This is a genomic window from Pseudomonas sp. IPO3749 (assembly GCF_013386605.1).
GTDB lineage: Bacteria > Pseudomonadota > Gammaproteobacteria > Pseudomonadales > Pseudomonadaceae > Aquipseudomonas > Aquipseudomonas azotoformans_A.
Window position 1 is genome coordinate 1 of record NZ_JACARN010000124.1, and the last position, 14894, is coordinate 14894.

Below are 14894 nucleotides of genomic sequence, written 5' to 3' on the forward strand. Positions count from 1 at the left end.
TCGAGGGCGGCCTTGGCGCGGATGATCGCGGCGGAGTCGTTGGCGGTCACATTACGGGCTTCCAGCGCTGCGGCGGCGCCGGCACCGTCGAGACGGTCCATGTTGGCTTCGCTGGCGTGGCCGGCGTTGGCGCCCTTGATCACCGCTGCACCGGTGTCTTCGTTGTCGACTTCATCCCAACTCAGCATGGAAATGCTCCTTCCTGGTATTCGAAAAATAAGTGTTTTTGCAGGCTTCAAGGCATTGAAATACTGCGCATAGTGTGGTCGGTAAATACCGATACTGCACACTATGTAGTGGTCTGTTTTGTTTGTTGGCACACTATATGGTGTGTAACAACGATGGTCAACGCACAAGACGACCACCATCGTCGCAGGGGGTATGAGCAAAACTCACCGCCCCATGACTTTTAATGGTTACGGCCGCTTTCCTACCCAGTGCTAAAAATTCGCCAACCAGCTCCCCATAACAACAACGAGCGTTTGCGCAATGAAAACACTGGATCTCTACATCGGCGAAGGTTTCGAAGGCCCGGGCGTCAACGCGGCCCACATCAATATCCTGATCGGCCCACGCAACGGCCCGGCGGGCCAGGCCTTCGCCAACAGCCTTGCGTCGCCAAGCCAGGGCCATTGCCCGTTCATGGTGATTGCCCAACCGAATATCCCGGTCAAGCCCATGACCCTGTACGTCAACAAGGCTGAAATCAGCAGCGATTTGCACGGCAACGCCACCTGGGGCGCGTCCCAGGCCGGTATCGCCAAGGCGGTGCTGGAAGCCCTGCTCGACGGCACCTTGCCGCCTGAAGCCGAGGACGAGTGGGCCATCGTCACCGCGAACTGGGTCAACCCAGGCTGCGATGACCTGGATGCCATCTACCTGAACAACTACAACGCCTGCCGCACCGCGATCCGCGCCGCCCTGACCGGCACGCCGTTCACCGCGCAGTTGGCCGACGTGGTCAACCACATCAGCAACCCTTTCTACACGCCAAAGGCCTGAGGAGATTCCCATGCAATACACTCGATTGGGCAACTCCGGCCTGCAAGTCTCGCGCCTGTGCCTGGGCACCATGAACATGGGCACCCCGGACTGGAAACCGTGGATTTTCGACGAAAAGCAAAGCGAGCCCATCGTCGCCCACGCCCTGGCCAACGGCGTCAACTTCATCGACCTGGCCGACTTCTATTCCGCTGGCGTCGGCGAAGAAGTGGTGGGGCGCATCCTCAAGCGCGTGGCGCGGCGTGACGAGATCGTCGTCACCACCAAGGTCGGCTACGGCACCCGCAGCGGCATCAACGCCAGCGGTCATTCGCGCAAGCACATCATGGACAGCATCGACGCCTCCCTCAGCCGCCTCGGCATGGATTATGTGGACGTGTTCATGCTGCATTACTTCGACGTGAACACTCCGGTCGAAGAAACCATGAACGCATTGAACGACATCGTGCGTTCCGGCAAGGCCCGCTACATCGGTGTGTCGACCATGCTCACAGGACAGCTCGCAAAAATCCTCATGGCCTGCGAGCGCAATGCCTGGGTCAAGCCGATCAACATGCAGCTGCAACTGAACTGCGCCTACCGCGAGGAAGAACGCGAGATGATCCCGTTCTGCCGCGATCAGGGCCTGGGCGTCTCGGTGTTCAGCCCGCTGGCCCGTGGCTTGCTAACCGGCGAAGTGCAGTCGACCCGCAACCAGACCGACTTCTTCACCCAGCAGATGTACGGCGACCAGGCGTCGTTCGACATCGCCCACTCGGTACAACGCGTGGCCCGCGCCCGTGGCGTGTCCAACGCGCAGATCGCCCAGGCCTGGGTCGCCAACCACCCCGGCGTCGACGTGATGCTGGTGGGCGCCGACACCACCGAACAATTCGATAGCGCACTGGCCGCCTTGGACACCCCATTGGATGCCGAGGAACTCCACGAACTGGAGCGCAACTACACCCCGTGCGATGTGATCAACGACTACACCGCCGGCAAGCGCATCCTGCGTGCGGCCCGTCCGGGCCTGGACCGTTTCAACTTGATCGAGGCCGTGGCATGAACCCGTTGATCCGCAAGGGCAACTACATCGATGGCCAATGGTCCAGCGGTGGGCCGACCTACCCGGTGCTCAACCCGGCCAATGGCGCGCTGATTACTGATGTACAGCGCGCCGCCGCCGAAGAAACCAACCTGGCCATCGACGCCGCCCACCGCGCCTTGCCGGCCTGGCGCAAGCTCACCGCCAAGGAACGCAGCCAGCGCCTCAAGCGCTGGAGCGAGCTGATGCTGAGCAATCAGAAGGACCTGGCGCAACTGCTCAGCCTGGAGCAGGGCAAACCCCTGGCCGAAGCCATGGGCGAAGTGGTCTATGCCGCGAGCTTCCTGGAGTGGTTTGGTGAAGAAGCCAAGCGCGCCTACGGTGATGTGATCCCGAGCCACAAGGCGGATGCGCGCATCATCGTGGTCAAGGAAGCTATCGGTGTGGTCGCGGCGATCACGCCGTGGAACTTCCCCCTGGCCATGGTCACCCGCAAGGTCGGCCCGGCGCTGGCGGCCGGTTGCACCATGATCCTCAAGCCTTCGGAAGAAACCCCGCTGTCGGCGTTCGCCCTGGCGGTGCTGGCCGAGCAGGCGGGGATTCCGGCGGGGGTGTTCAACATTGTCTCCGGCGATGCCGTGGCGATTGGCGGTGCGCTGCAAGCCTCCAGCGTGGTGCGCAAGCTGTCGTTCACCGGCTCGACCCGCACCGGCAAGCTGCTGATGCGCCAGGCCGCGGATACCCTGAAAAAAGTCTCCCTGGAACTGGGCGGCAACGCACCGTTCATTGTGTTCGACGATGCCGACCTGGACGCCGCCGTCAAAGGCGCCATGGCCTCCAAGTTCCGCAACACCGGGCAGACCTGTGTGTGCGTCAACCGCTTCTTCATCCAGGACGGTGTGTACGATGCCTTCACCCGCAAACTGGCCGAAGCCGTCAGCGCCATGCGCGTCGGCAGTGCCTTGGACGGCGAAACCGAACAGGGCCCGCTGATCAACGCCGCTGCGTTGGCCAAGGTCGAAGCCCATGTCGGTGATGCCCTGGAGAAGGGCGCCACGCTGTTGTGCGGCGGCCGTCGCCATGCCCTGGGCGGCACCTTCTTTGAACCGACCATCCTCACCGAAGCCCACGGCGACATGCTGATCGCCCAGGAAGAAACCTTCGGCCCGGTAGCCGCGTGCTTCCGTTTCAAGGACGAAGCCGAAGTGCTGCAACGCGCCAATGACACGCCGTTTGGCTTGTCCGCCTACTTCTACAGCCGCGACATCGGCCGCGTGTGGCGCATGGCCGAAGGCCTGGAAGCCGGCATGGTGGGGATCAACGAAGGAATCATCTCCACCGAAGTCGCGCCGTTTGGCGGCATCAAGGAGTCGGGCCTGGGCCGTGAAGGTTCCAAGTACGGGCTGGAGGATTACCTGGAGATCAAATACCTGTTGATGGGCGGGCTGTAGAGGCAACACCGACCCCTGTGGGAGCGGGCTTGCTCGCGAATGCGGAGGGTCAGCCACCTCATGCATCAACTGATACACCGCTTTCGCGAGCAAGCCCGCTCCACAGGGAGTTTGGGCTTGCCCGCTGTTACTCCGTCAAGAACAACAATATGGAGAACACCCATGACCGCTCAATCCATAAAAATCGACGACCTGCCGATCGGCCGCTTTCACCTGAAAATCGCTGGCCTGACGTTCGGCGCGCATTTTACCGACGGCTACATCCTCGGCCTGATCGGTATCGCCTTCACCCTGCTCAGCCCACAGATGCAACTCGATGCGTTCTGGCAAGGCTTGATCGGCGCTTCCGCCCTGATCGGCCTGTTCTTGGGCAGCCTGTTCTTCGGTTGGATCTCCGACACCCTCGGTCGGCAGAAAATCTTCCTGGTCAGCTTTGTGCTGATCACCGTGGCCTCGGTGATGCAGTTCTATGCCGAGACAGCCATGGGCTTGTTGCTGTGCCGCATTCTGATCGGCATTGGCCTGGGCGGTGACTTCAGTGTGGGCCACGCCATGCTCGCGGAGTTTTCGCCGAAGAAACATCGCGGCGTGTTGCTCGGCTCGTTCAGCGTGATCTGGACCTTCGGTTACGTGGCGGCGACCTTTGTCGGCACTGCGATGCTCAGCCTGGGCGACGACGCCTGGCGCTGGATGCTGGCGTCGTCGGCTATCCCGGCCGGCTTGATCCTGATCGCGCGTATCGGCACGCCGGAGTCTCCGCGCTGGCTGGTCAACCGTGGGCGCATTGCCGAAGCCCGCGCCATCGTCAAGAAACACCTGGGCGAGCATGTGGTGCTGGACGAAGAACCGTCCGCGCAAACTCGCTCCGGCTATGGCGTGCTGTTCAGCCGTGAGTACCGCAAGCGCACCGCGTTCAACTGCCTGTTCTTTGTGTGCATTGTGATGCCGTACTTTGCGATCTACACCTTTTTGCCGTCGATCCTGCAAAAGATGGGCTTGTCCCAGGGCTTTGGCACCGAGCTGCTGCTTAATCTGCTGCTGATTATCGGTGCGTTGATCGGCATCTGGTGCACGGTGAAGTTTTCGCGCCGGGGCTTCTTGATCAACTCGTTCATCATCCTGGCCGCAGCGTTGTTCTTGCTCGCGGTGTTGCCGGGAAGCCTGGCGTGGTTGATGGTGCTGACCTTCGGCGTGTTCACGCTGGTGCTGTCGGCGGTGAGTAACCTGGTCGGCGTGTTCCCGGCGGAAAGCTTCCCCACCGAAGTGCGCGCCAGCGGTATTGGCCTGGCCACGGCTGTGAGCCGCCTGGGCTCGGCCATCAGCACCTTCCTGTTGCCGGTCAGCGTAGCTGGGATCGGCTTGAGCCCGACCATGGGCATTCTTGCGGCGATCCTGGTGTTTGGCGCGATTATCTCCTGGGCCTGGGCCCCGGAAACCAAGGCGCTGACCTTGAGCCAGGCGTGCAAGGCCGAGGCACCGCCGGTGTCAGGGGTTGCTGACCTGGCCCAGCCACTGCGTAAACAACCGCACCTTGGATAAACCCTGTTTGTCCGTCGCCACATCCAGCCAATAGCCATAAGGGCCGATCACTTCCACGGGGGTGATCGGCAACAGGCTGCCGTTGGCCAACTCACGTTCGATCATCTGCCGGTCGATCACCGCCAGGCCACCGCCTGCCAGGGCGGTGTGGATCACCTGGTCCAGGGTGCTGAATTCCAGGCCCTGGTCCGCATCGATGTCCTCACGGCCCATGGCCGCCAGCCAGTTTTCCCACACCTTCAAACGCTTTCCGTCGTGCAGGATATGCAGGAGTGGAAATCGCCGCAGGTCCGGCGGTTGGCCGTCGCTGAACAACTCCGGACTGGCGACCGCGATATGCCGCTCCATCACCAGCAACTCACTGCTGCAATGCGCCGCCGGTTCCAGGCCGAAACGGATCTGGCAGTCGATTTCCGCCAAGCTGTCGTGGGTCGCCTGGTGGGTGACGCTGAGATTGATGTCCGGGTAACGCTCGCAAAAGCGCCGCAAATGCGCGGACAGCCAACGCGTGGCCCAGGTCGGCGGTGCGACGATACGCAGGCGCTGGCGCAGGTTGGGCACGCGCACGGCTTGCAGGGCGCGTTCGATATGGTCGAAGGCGTCGCTCAAGTGCGGCGAGAGGGCAAAACCGGCTTCGGTCAGGGACAGGCCTTGGGGCGTGCGGATAAAGAGGGCGACGCCAAGGTAGTCCTCCAGTTGCTTGATCTGGCGGCTGACTGCGCCCTGAGTGACGTTGAGGCCTACGGCGGCCTGGCTGAAGCTGCGGTGGCGGGCGACTTCTTCGAAGACGCGGAGCATGTTGAGAGAGGGAAGGTGGCGCATGAAATGGACTCCTACCGTGTTTGTAGTGAGCGGGGCAAGCCCGCTCACTACAAGGAGCAGTGGCTTAGAAATAGTAACCAATGTTCATGTACAGCTGATTCTCCCACTGGTTGCTACCCCCAGCCCCCAGGCTTTGGGTGTAGCTGCTGCCACCGATGTACGGGTCATTCTTGCCAATCAACCACTCCGTCGCAATCCACAACTTGCTGAACGAAAACGACGTGCCGAGGATCACCCGCTGCGAGGTCTTGAACTCATCAGCGGACTTATCGAAGGCGCTGTAGTTGGCATACAGCTTCACGCCGCTGACCTGATCCCACAGGTACTTGCCGCCCACGTCATAACTCAGGTCTGCCACATACAGGTTGCCGCGACTGGCGACGTTGAAGGTGCCGTCATAGCCGCCCAGGGTCACCACTTCGTCGGTGCCGGCGTTGCGCGGCGACATCTGTTGGCGCGCCGCCTGCAGTTGCAGGCCCCACGGGCCGTTCTTGCCCAGGTAGTGGAGGGCCACGGCGTTGCGTCGGCCATCGTTGCCGGTGTCTTTGTTTTCCAGGGTGGAGGTAAGGCCGGACAGGCCGACTTCGGATTTCCAGTCGCCCAGGTCCAGGGCCTTGGCCACGCGCAGCACCACGGTGTTGCGTTCCTGGTTGTCGCTGCCGTCGGCGACGTAACTGTCCGCGCCGGAGACCACGCTGGAATAGGTCACGCCCTTGCTGGTGCCCTTGCCTTGCCATGCCGGGCGCAGGTAATAGCCGGCCTGAATGTTCCAGTCGCCGGTCTGTTGCACGTACTTGGCGCCGACCTGCTGCACGTCTTCCAGGCCGATCACGTTGCCCAGGGTTTCGTAGAAGGTGCTGCCGAAGTAGGGCTGCAAGCCGAATGGCACGGTGTTCAGGCCCACTTGCACCTGTTGCTCGGGGTTGAACTTGTAGCCGACCCAGGCGAACTTGGCGAACTGGATGTCGCCGTAGTTCTTGGTGTACTGGTAGGGGTAAGAACGCCCGTAGAAACGGTACTGCGCCTCGCCGATCCAGCTGTCGGAGTTGTACTTGGCGCTGAGGAACACGGTGTCCAGGCCGAACTTCTGGATGTCGCGGTCCGGGTCGTAGTCCCAGCGCGCGCGGATGGCGCCGCCGAGGTCGAGGTTGTCGGTGACCTGCACGGCCATGGCTGGCGCTGCGAGGGCGCCGAGCACAGGGATGAGGGTGAAGTAGCGCATCGTTGGTCGCATGGTTTTACTCTCGTTTTTAGTTTTTTTGGGCAACAGCAGCCCATTGCCGCAGCGAACGCTGCGACGCAGGGAAAAGGGTTGAACTCAGTGAGCCGTGGGGCGGATCAGCCGCAAGGGCGGGCCGGCGGCGGGCAGTTCGGACGCGCCCGGTGCGGCCGCCAACAGTGCCTGGGTGTAGGCGTTTTGTGGGCGCAACAGCACCTGTTCGGCGGTGCCGTACTCCACCACTTCACCCTGGCGCATCACGGCGATGTGGTCGCTGATCTGCGCGGCCACCCGCAGGTCATGGGTGATGAACAGGATGCTCAGGTTCAGCTGCTTTTGCAGGTCGGCGAGCAATTGCAGCACCTGTTTCTGCACCGACACATCCAGCGCCGACACGCTTTCATCGGCGATCAGCACTTGCGGGCGCATCGCCAGGGCACGGGCGATGCCGATGCGTTGGCGCTGGCCGCCGGAGAACTGCCGGGGTTTGCGCTGCAATGCATCACGCTTGAGGCCGACCTGTTCCAGTAAATCACCGGCCTCGGCCCAGGCATCCTTGGCCGACAATCCGCGCAATTGCGCGGCGCGAGCGATGATGTCGCCGACACGGTGGCGCGGGTTCAACGAACCGTAGGGGTCCTGGAAAATCATCTGGATACGCCGCCGATTGGCCGCCAACGCCGAGCCATTCAAGGCCAGGAAATCGGTATCGCCGACCCACACATGCCCACTGTCACTGTCCACCAAGCGTATCGCTGCCTTGACCAGGGTGCTTTTGCCCGAGCCGGACTCGCCGACAATCGCCAGGGTCTTGCCCCGTGGCAGGTTCAGCGACACATTGCGCAGCGCCGCCACCGAGCTGCCGCCGACGGTGTAGGTCTTGGTCAGGTGCTCGATACGCAGGGCCATTTCGCCGTCGGCACTCGGCGCATGCAGCTCCGGGTGCAGCGCCGGCACGGCTGCGATCAGCTTGCGCGTGTAGGCGTGGGCCGGTGCGTTCAGCACCTGGTCACGCTCGCCGATTTCCACCAGGCGGCCGCCTTCCATCACCGCAATGCGGTCGGCGATCTGCGCCACCACGCCGAAGTCATGGGTGATAAACAGAATGCCGTGTTGCCCACGTCCGCGCAGGTCGCGCACCAGTTTCAGCACCTGGGCTTGGGTCGTTACATCGAGGGCGGTGGTGGGCTCGTCGGCGATCAGCAAGTCCGGGTTCATCGCCAAGGCCATGGCGATCACTACGCGCTGGCATTGGCCGCCGGATAATTGATGGGGAAAGCTGTTGGCGATGCGCGGCGGGTCTGGCAGTTGGGTGGACTCCAGTAGCGCAAGCATGCGTTCACGGCGCTCGGCGGCGGGCATCTGCGGGGCGTGGATGTCGAAGATTTCTTCGACTTGCTTGCCGATGCGAATCGCCGGGTTCAGCGCCGCCATGGGCTCCTGGAAGATCATCGCGATGCGGTTGCCACGCAGGGCGCGCAAGCGGGCTTCGTCGAGGGTACAGATGTCGTCGCCGAGAAAGTCGATCACGCCGCCGGCATGTCGCAGGCCTTTGGCGTAGTCGCCCATGATCGCCGCCGACAGCACGGATTTGCCAGAGCCCGACTCACCGATCACGCAGAGGATTTCGCCCTTGCGCACTTCCAGGCTGATGCCCTGCACGGCGTGGCTACGGTCGGCGCCCTTGGGCAGTTCGACGCTGAGGTTGTCGACCCGCAATACGGTTTGCTGGCTGTTCATGCTCAACTCCTTGCGCCTTGCTGCGCGTGTTCATCCAGCCCGTCGGCGAGCAGGCTCAGGCCAAGCATCAGGGTGGAGATGGCGATGCAGGGGAAGATCACCAGGTGCGGGAAGGAAATGGCCATGGCGCGGCCGTCGTTGATCATGCCGCCCCAGTCCGGCGTAGGCGGTGGCAGACCGAGCCCGAGGAAGCCCAAGGCACCGATCATGATCGCGGTGTAGCCGATGCGCAGGCAGAAATCGACGATCAGCGGCCCGCCGCAGTTGGGCAATATTTCCACCAGCATGATGCGCAGCGAGCCTTCGCCTTGGGTGATGGCGCTGAGCACGTAGTCGCGCGAGCGGATGTCGATGGTCAACGCGCGCATGATGCGAAAGATCGCCGGGGCGCTGGTAAAGGTCACCGCAATCAGGATATTCAGCGCCGAGGCGCCGAGGGCGATGATGATCACGATGTACAACACCAGCACCGGGAACGACAGCACGGTATCGGCCACGTAGGACAGCGCCGCGTCCACCCAGCCGTTGAAGTAACCGGCGCACAGGCCCATGGCGATGCCCACGGCAAACGCGGTGAGGGTGGCGAGGATCGACCAGAACAGCACGGTGCGCGTGCCCCAGATCAGGCGCGAAAGGATGTCGCGGCCGATCATGTCGGTGCCGAGCAAGAAGCGTGCGCCGTCATCGCCGGCGGTCATCGGCGTGAGCAACGGCGTGAAGCTTTCCAGCGGATCATGGGGCGCCAGCCACGGCGCGCACAGGGCGATCAGCACCCAGCCGCCGACCAGCAGCAGGCCGAGCAGGGCCAGGGGATGTTTGAAGGCGTTGAGCAGGTTCATTGGCGGCCTCCGCCGAGACTGTGCAGGGTGATGCGCGGGTTGAGCCAGGTGTAGGCCAGGTCCGAGAAGATCTTGCTGATGCCCACCACCACGCCGCTGATCATTGCGCAGGCTTCGATCAGGTAGACGTCATGGTTGAGCGACGCGGTGTACAGCAGCGAGCCGAAGCCCTTGTAGGCGAAAAACACCTCCACCACGATGACGTTCGACAGCAGCCACGGGATGTACAGCATGATCACCGTGACCGGCGCGATCAGCACGTTGCGCAGCGCATGGCGCAGCACAATGCGCGTAGTGGTCGCACCTTTGAGCCGTGCGGTGCGGATATACGGCGCCTGCATCACTTCCACCATCGACGCGCGGGTAATGCGCGCCAGGTAGCCAATACCGAACAGGCACAGCACCATCAGCGGCAGCACCAGTTCCACGGCGCTAAAGCCATCGCTCATGCTGCTCACACCGGGCAGCCAGTTGAGCCAGAACACGAAGATTGCCGAGACGAACACCGCACTGGCGAAGTCCGGGATCGAGGTGGTGACGATCGACAGGAGCGACACCAGCCGGTCGATCAAAGAGCCCTGGCGAATCCCGGCGAGGATGCCCAGGGTCAACGCCACCGGCACCATGACCAGCAAGGCCAGCCCGGCCAGGGTCAGGGTTTGCCACAGGTTGGGCAGCAGCAGCTTGAGCACCGGCTCGCGAAAGTACACCGAAGTGCCCCAGTCGCCGGTCACGAAGTCCTTGAGCCACACCAGGTAGCGCCACACGAAGGGTTGGTTGTAGCCGTGTTCCAGCAGCCACGCCGCGCGCTGGTCGGCGGCGGAGTAGGGGCCGAGGACGTTGATCGCTACGTCCTCGATGTTCAGCTCCAGGGCCAGAAACACAATCAGCGACACCGACAGCAGTGTCGCTAACAGCATCAGCAGTTTGCGCAATAGAAAATGAGCCATCAGGTGCATGCTCCGACGGGTAATGGGAAGGGTGTCGCGCCTCAGCTCTTCGACTCAGAAGCTCAAGCGCTCAGCCAGACATTGCCCATGGGGTAGAAGTCGGAAGGGTGCACCTGAAAGCCCTGCACCTTTTTGCTCACGGCGGTGAACTTGTCGCCCCAGAACGGCTGCACGATCACGCAGGCGTCCTGCAGGATCTGCTCGACGCTCTGCATGGCCACGGCGCGCTGTTTCGGGTCGATGATGCCCATGGCTTTGTCCAGCGCCGCGTCGAAGGCCGGGTCGCGGTAGTGGCTTTCGTTCCAGGCGCCACCGCCACGGTAGGCCAGTTCCAGGGACATCACGCCGAGGGGGCGGTGGGCCCAGTAGGTCAGGCTGAACGCGGCCTTGTCCCAGATCGGCCAGTACTGGGCGGCCGGGACGACTTTGAGGTTGATGCGGATGCCGGCTTCCAGGCAGTTCTGTTGCAGGATCTGCGCGCAGTCCTGTTCATAGCGGCCTTGGGTGTTGCCGACGATCAGGTCGATGTCCAGGCCATTGGCAAAACCGGCCTCGACCAGCAGTTTTTTCGCCGCCGCCACATCGCGTTCGCGCTTGGGCAGTGGGAAATATTCGGGATGGGAAGGGGCCACATGATGGTCCTCGCCCAGGGTGCCCATGCCGCGATAGGCGACCTTGAGCATCTGCGCGTTGTCGGCGCAGAGCACCACGGCTTTACGCACGCGCACATCGGTGAAGGGCTTCTGGTCGCAGGCCATGCGCATCACCACGGTCTGCGCGGATTTGCAGCTGAGCAGTTGCGCGCCGGGCAGGCGCTTGGCCAGGTCCAACTCGGCCACGGTGACGCGGTACAGCACGTCGACTTGGCCGGCTTGCAGGGCGGCGAGGTGGGTGGACACGTCGGTGCCCATGTCGATGTAGCGCAACTCGTCGAGGTTGGCCGGTTTGCCCCAATAATCGGCGCGCTTGGCGAAGGTCGCCTGCTTGTTCACGGCAAACGACACCAGCTTGAATGGCCCGGTGGCCAATGGGTTTTTCGCCCAGTCATCGCCGGCCTTGAAACTGCGGTGCACCAGGGCGCAGGTGAAGGCGTTGAGCATTTCCGGGATCGCCAGGATCGGCCGCTTGAGTTGCAGGCGGAACTGGTAGTCGCTGACTTTTTCGAAGGCCTTGATGTCCTGGAACGCGGTGCGGTTGACCGACTTGGAGTCGGCGGCAATCCAGCGCTGGATATTGTGCTGCACGTCATCGGCGTTGAAGCTGTCGCCGTTGCTCCACTTCACGTCCTGGCGCAGGTTGAAGGTCCAGGTGGTGAGATCCTCCGATGGGCTCCAGCTTTCGGCGAGGTACGGGTGGGTGATGTTATCGGCGTCGACCCAGGTCAGGTATTCCAGGGAGTTGCGCAACAGGTTCGAGGCTTCGATCCAGGTGATCAGCATCGGGTCCTGGACTTCCTGGATGGCGCAGGCAAACCGCAGGCTGCCACCTTGGCGGGCGGGCGTACCGTCGGCAGCCTGGGCGTCGCTGCCGAGCAAGGCTGAACCGATGAAGGTGGAGGCACTGGCCGCCGTGATGCCGAGCAGGGCGGCGGTGCGCAGGAATTGGCGGCGGTTGATCTCGCCGCGCTGCACTTGGTTGCACAGTGCGTCGACAGCGGGATGCGGCGCGTTACCGTCCAGGGTCGCAAGAACGTTGGAGTCGGACATGGGGCTGCTCTCATGTTGTTTTTATTAGAGATGCCCGCAGTTTTGTGATTTGCGCAAAGATCGACAAACGATAAATTCAGCCGTTAAACGTTCATTAAACGCATGTTAGTCCGCGTCAGGGCGCCAAGGTGTGGAGATAGACGGGCTGGCAGATACAAAAAATCATGTTGGCTAGGAAACATCCTACGGAACGTGGGATGCTTGGTGCCTCGTCAGTCGTCTTCGAGTGCCCTTCATGAAACGCAAAATGCCCGGTCTCAATGCCCTCAAGGCTTTCGAGGTGGCCGGCAGCACCGGCAGTTTTACCCGGGCTGCGGAGCTGTTGAACGTGACCCAGAGCGCAGTCAGCCGCCAGGTCCGGCAGTTGGAAGAACAGTTGGGCGAGAACCTGCTGGAGCGGCGTCATCATCACTTGGAGCTGACCAGCGCCGGGCGGGTATTGCTGCGTGCGCTGCACCAATCCTTCGACAAGATCGAGTTGACGGTGCGCAGTATCCAGCAGAAAACCCACTCCAATCGCCTGCACGTCAATGCGCCGCCGACCTTTACCAGCCGCTGGTTGATGCCGCGCCTGGGGCGCCTGCGTGAGGCCCACCCGGAGCTGGAGTTGAGCATCACCACTTGCTTGCAGGACAGCCTGGCGCAGACCAGCACGCTCGATTGTGCGATTCGTTTTGGCAATGGTGAATGGGATGGCTTGGACAGTTCGTTGTTGATTCAGGAGAGGCATATTGCGGTGTGTGCGCCGTCGTTGTATGCCCGTGAGTGCAGCGATGGGGTGGACTTGAATCGCATGACCTTGCTGCATGTGTTGGCCAGTGAGGATCAGCGGTATCTCACGTGGAAACATTGGTTGGATGCGGCGCGGATCCATGGGGTGGATACCCAGGGTGGGTATGAGTTCGATCTGTTGGATCTGGCTATTCGGGCGGCTACGGATGGGTTGGGGATTACCATTGCTGACTGGCATATGGTGGCGGCGGAGTTGGCGTCTGGGCAGTTGACTCAGGTGTTGAATGTGCATGTGGAGGGGCATCAGTCGTATTGGTTGGTGACTCGGCCGGAGCAGACGGATATGCCGCAGTTGCAGGTGTTTGGGCAGTGGTTGCAGGAGGAGATCTGGTTGGCGCAGCGGCAGTTGGAGCCTTCGACTGCGGCGGGGTGAGGGGGGGTTGGATTGAGTGCATATCCGTTATTTGGGTAACGGCTGATATGGGTTCCGCCCTTACGGCGGCTCACTTTTGAAAAGCCCAAAAGTAAGCATGGGCCTGTCCCGTGACAACGGACGCCAAGAAGCGATACTTAAATCGTTCTCTTGGAGGTTGCCATGTATCCATCTACTCGCCGTAACTACACCGATGAGTTCAAGACCCAAGCGGTTGCGTTAGCTGAAAGCGTTGGCAGAACCGAAGCTGCCCGCCAGCTAGAGATGTCCGTCAAAACACTCGACAACTGGGTGAACGCCACGCGCAAGGGCCAACCGTTGAGTTCGCCCGAGCGCAAGCCCATCACGAAGGAAGGCAGTGAGCTTGCCCGTCTGCGAGCCGAGGTTGCCGAGCTGAAAATGGAGCGTGAAATCCTAAAAAAGGCGGCGGTATTCTTCGCCAGAGAGTCCAGGTGAGATACGCCTTCGTCGCTGCTGAACGGACTCAATACCCGGTACGGGTGTTGTGTCGGGTGATGGAAGTCTCGACTTCAGGTTTCTACGACTACGCGCTCAGGCAGCCTCGTCCCGATCCAGATGCTCAGATTCGCATTGCGTTGCGCAGTGCTTATGCGGCCAGTCGAAAAACCTACGGACGGCCACGGTTGGTAGCCGCCTTGCGCCAGAAATCGTTCGCAGTGGGCCACAAACGGGTCAGGCGGTTGATGCGCGAGGAGCGGATACAGGGCAAGTCCAAAGGAGGTTTCAGGCCCTGCACCACTGACAGCTGCCATTATTTGCCGGTGGCGAGCAATGTGTTGGCGCGTAAGTTTTCTATCGACAACCCCACGCCGACCTGGGTCAGTGATATCACCTATCTCCCAACCAAAGAGGGTTGGTTGTATCTAGCGATAGTATTGAGCATCCAGACCCGCCAGATCTTGGGCTACAGCTTGTCGGACCGCATGCCAGATGGTTTGGTCGAAAGTGCGTTTCTGAATGCCTGGAGCGCTTGCTCTGGCAGCAGTGGAGCAGTATTTCACTCCGATCAGGGCCGTCAGTACGCAAGCAGTAAGTTCCGTCTGACGCTGGCCAAGAAGGACTTCACCCAGAGCATGAGTCGAAAGGGAAATTGCTGGGACAACGCAGTGGCCGAGAGCTTTTTCGCTACGCTGAAAAGAGAGGAGGCTTTCGGGGTCTACCCCACAAAAAAACAGGCACAGCTATCAATCGCCAGCTATGTGCATGGGTTTTACAACAGCAGTCGACTGCACTCAGCTCTGGGATATCGTTCTCCGAACGAATATGCAAAGAGCTTGAGGCAGAAGACTGAATAGCCAGCTTCTTGGCGTCCGCTGCAGGGAGACAGGCCCAGCAAATGTATGGTCAGCCCACCTTTTGCTATCCAGTCACGATGAACGGTAAATCAGGCTTGCGCTAATGTATCCGGGCTCCATG

The 14894-nt window shown here is 61.6% G+C and carries 13 protein-coding genes and 1 pseudogene; 7 read left to right on the forward strand and 7 right to left on the reverse strand.

Annotated elements, in window-relative coordinates; all coding sequences use genetic code 11:
- Positions 1 to 188, reverse strand: a pseudogene (locus HX812_RS31045) (ribonucleotide-diphosphate reductase subunit beta); the annotation flags it as partial.
- 301 nt (positions 189 to 489) lie between these two features.
- Between HX812_RS31045 and fae the strand changes: the two are divergent.
- From fae to HX812_RS31065, 4 genes are all read left to right on the forward strand, one after another.
- On the forward strand, positions 490 to 1002 hold the full coding sequence (fae, locus tag HX812_RS31050; protein ID WP_038850873.1) for a formaldehyde-activating enzyme: 513 nt from the start codon (positions 490 to 492) through the stop codon (positions 1000 to 1002).
- Positions 1003 to 1012: 10 nt separating this feature from the next.
- The gene (locus HX812_RS31055; RefSeq protein WP_038850872.1) at positions 1013 to 2047 is read left to right on the forward strand and encodes an aldo/keto reductase; all 1035 of its coding nucleotides are present in this window, start codon (positions 1013 to 1015) and stop codon (positions 2045 to 2047) included.
- The gene (locus HX812_RS31060) at positions 2044 to 3477 is read left to right on the forward strand and encodes an NAD-dependent succinate-semialdehyde dehydrogenase (protein WP_038850871.1); all 1434 of its coding nucleotides are present in this window, start codon (positions 2044 to 2046) and stop codon (positions 3475 to 3477) included. Before HX812_RS31055 ends, HX812_RS31060 begins: the two co-directional genes overlap by 4 nt.
- A 162-nt stretch (positions 3478 to 3639) precedes the next feature.
- A complete protein-coding gene (locus tag HX812_RS31065) occupies positions 3640 to 5016 on the forward strand; it encodes an MFS transporter (RefSeq protein WP_038850869.1) in 1377 nt (458 codons plus the stop codon).
- Here HX812_RS31065 and HX812_RS31070 read toward each other — a convergent pair.
- The 6 genes from HX812_RS31070 to HX812_RS31095 all read right to left on the reverse strand — a co-directional run bounded on the left by HX812_RS31070 (position 4963) and on the right by HX812_RS31095 (position 12292).
- Positions 4963 to 5838, reverse strand: coding sequence for a LysR substrate-binding domain-containing protein (locus tag HX812_RS31070; RefSeq protein ID WP_038850867.1), 876 nt, complete (start codon positions 5836 to 5838; stop codon positions 4963 to 4965). The genes HX812_RS31065 and HX812_RS31070 overlap by 54 nt on opposite strands.
- A 64-nt stretch (positions 5839 to 5902) precedes the next feature.
- Positions 5903 to 7072 carry a hypothetical protein gene (locus HX812_RS31075; RefSeq protein ID WP_038850866.1) on the reverse strand — a complete coding sequence of 390 codons (1170 nt, stop codon included), beginning with the start codon at positions 7070 to 7072 and terminating at the stop codon, positions 5903 to 5905.
- Between the two features lie 84 nt (positions 7073 to 7156).
- Positions 7157 to 8797 carry an ABC transporter ATP-binding protein gene (locus tag HX812_RS31080; RefSeq protein WP_038850864.1) on the reverse strand — a complete coding sequence of 547 codons (1641 nt, stop codon included), beginning with the start codon at positions 8795 to 8797 and terminating at the stop codon, positions 7157 to 7159.
- Between the two features lie 2 nt (positions 8798 to 8799).
- Entirely contained in the window at positions 8800 to 9636 is an 837-nt protein-coding gene (locus tag HX812_RS31085) for an ABC transporter permease (RefSeq protein WP_033899617.1), read from the reverse strand.
- Positions 9633 to 10586: an ABC transporter permease gene (locus tag HX812_RS31090; protein ID WP_038850876.1), complete on the reverse strand. Its 954-nt coding sequence runs from the start codon at positions 10584 to 10586 to the stop codon at positions 9633 to 9635. Before HX812_RS31090 ends, HX812_RS31085 begins: the two co-directional genes overlap by 4 nt.
- A 62-nt stretch (positions 10587 to 10648) precedes the next feature.
- A complete protein-coding gene (locus HX812_RS31095; protein WP_038850863.1) occupies positions 10649 to 12292 on the reverse strand; it encodes an ABC transporter substrate-binding protein in 1644 nt (547 codons plus the stop codon).
- Between the two features lie 235 nt (positions 12293 to 12527).
- Here HX812_RS31095 and HX812_RS31100 point away from each other — a divergent pair, with 235 nt between their 5' ends.
- The 3 genes from HX812_RS31100 (at position 12528) to HX812_RS31110 (ending at position 14773) form a co-directional block, all read left to right on the forward strand.
- Entirely contained in the window at positions 12528 to 13457 is a 930-nt protein-coding gene (locus HX812_RS31100) for a LysR substrate-binding domain-containing protein (RefSeq protein WP_080642459.1), read from the forward strand.
- A 162-nt stretch (positions 13458 to 13619) separates the two neighbouring features.
- Positions 13620 to 13913 carry a transposase gene (locus HX812_RS31105; protein ID WP_033901509.1) on the forward strand — a complete coding sequence of 98 codons (294 nt, stop codon included), beginning with the start codon at positions 13620 to 13622 and terminating at the stop codon, positions 13911 to 13913.
- A complete protein-coding gene (locus HX812_RS31110) occupies positions 13910 to 14773 on the forward strand; it encodes an IS3 family transposase (protein ID WP_038842294.1) in 864 nt (287 codons plus the stop codon). The genes HX812_RS31105 and HX812_RS31110 overlap by 4 nt, the downstream gene beginning before the upstream one ends.
- The last annotated feature ends 121 nt before the right edge of the window (positions 14774 to 14894 follow it).

Bases quoted from the DNA above. Each gene is read 5' to 3' on its own strand.
- fae (WP_038850873.1), top strand. From the start codon at position 490: ATGAAAACACTGGATCTCTACATCGGCGAAGGTTTCGAAGGCCCGGGC.
- HX812_RS31055 (WP_038850872.1), top strand. From the start codon at position 1,013: ATGCAATACACTCGATTGGGCAACTCCGGCCTGCAAGTCTCGCGCCTG.
- HX812_RS31060 (WP_038850871.1), top strand. From the start codon at position 2,044: ATGAACCCGTTGATCCGCAAGGGCAACTACATCGATGGCCAATGGTCC.
- HX812_RS31065 (WP_038850869.1), top strand. From the start codon at position 3,640: ATGACCGCTCAATCCATAAAAATCGACGACCTGCCGATCGGCCGCTTT.
- HX812_RS31070 (WP_038850867.1), bottom strand. From the start codon at position 5,838: ATGCGCCACCTTCCCTCTCTCAACATGCTCCGCGTCTTCGAAGAAGTC.
- HX812_RS31075 (WP_038850866.1), bottom strand. From the start codon at position 7,072: ATGCGACCAACGATGCGCTACTTCACCCTCATCCCTGTGCTCGGCGCC.
- HX812_RS31080 (WP_038850864.1), bottom strand. From the start codon at position 8,797: ATGAACAGCCAGCAAACCGTATTGCGGGTCGACAACCTCAGCGTCGAA.
- HX812_RS31085 (WP_033899617.1), bottom strand. From the start codon at position 9,636: ATGAACCTGCTCAACGCCTTCAAACATCCCCTGGCCCTGCTCGGCCTG.
- HX812_RS31090 (WP_038850876.1), bottom strand. From the start codon at position 10,586: ATGGCTCATTTTCTATTGCGCAAACTGCTGATGCTGTTAGCGACACTG.
- HX812_RS31095 (WP_038850863.1), bottom strand. From the start codon at position 12,292: ATGTCCGACTCCAACGTTCTTGCGACCCTGGACGGTAACGCGCCGCAT.
- HX812_RS31100 (WP_080642459.1), top strand. From the start codon at position 12,528: ATGAAACGCAAAATGCCCGGTCTCAATGCCCTCAAGGCTTTCGAGGTG.
- HX812_RS31105 (WP_033901509.1), top strand. From the start codon at position 13,620: ATGTATCCATCTACTCGCCGTAACTACACCGATGAGTTCAAGACCCAA.